A 598-nucleotide genomic window follows, 5' to 3' on the forward strand; every position below is an offset into this window, starting at 1 on the left:
CCGGCTTAACGAACTGCCCCATCACCAGGCGGCTGTTCAGCAGGATAACCGAGGAGTGCTCGTCCGGAATAAGCCACGGATAGGTTTCATCCGGCAGGCTGGTATGGTTTTCCTGCGGATGAGAAGTTGTGAGGATAAACAGCAGCACCGCACCGTGCGTATTGTCTGTCGGGGCGGGCTGGGTGCGGATGATGAAGTCCGTTGGGATCAGATTTGACCCCGCCGCCCCCAAATCCAGCTGACCGAGGCTGTAGGTCACCGGGTTTTGCTTAAGCCACTGTTCAAAATACGGAATAATTTCTTCGGCCGGATCGTCGGTGACGTTGGTGGTGTTCACGCTACCTGCCGCCAGCGCCAGGAGGACATGCCCCTTTTCATCAACGGAGCCGCTGCCCCTTTTCAGGTCAACATCAAGTTTGAGGAAAAAACCTGACCCCGGGCGGATACGCGTGTACCGGGTGACCTGGCTGTTACTGTCAATTTCCGCGATGCTGCCGCGAATAAATTCCATCGTGACTGACACCCGGGAGTCAACGATAGTGGCATTCTCAAAGGAGATTAGGGGGGCAGCCAGCGTCAGGTCGTTGAAACGGACAGT

1 protein-coding gene is annotated in these 598 nt (G+C 56.4%); it reads right to left on the reverse strand.

The features are described 5' to 3' along the window. The coding region (locus HMPREF0201_RS23185) for a hypothetical protein (RefSeq protein WP_167344788.1) at nt 1–511 on the reverse strand (511 nt) is incomplete at its 3' end. Nucleotides 512–598: the final 87 nt, after the last annotated feature.

Origin of the sequence: Cedecea davisae DSM 4568, from assembly GCF_000412335.2 — a bacterium.
In the GTDB taxonomy this organism is placed as follows: Bacteria; Pseudomonadota; Gammaproteobacteria; order Enterobacterales; family Enterobacteriaceae; genus Cedecea; species Cedecea davisae.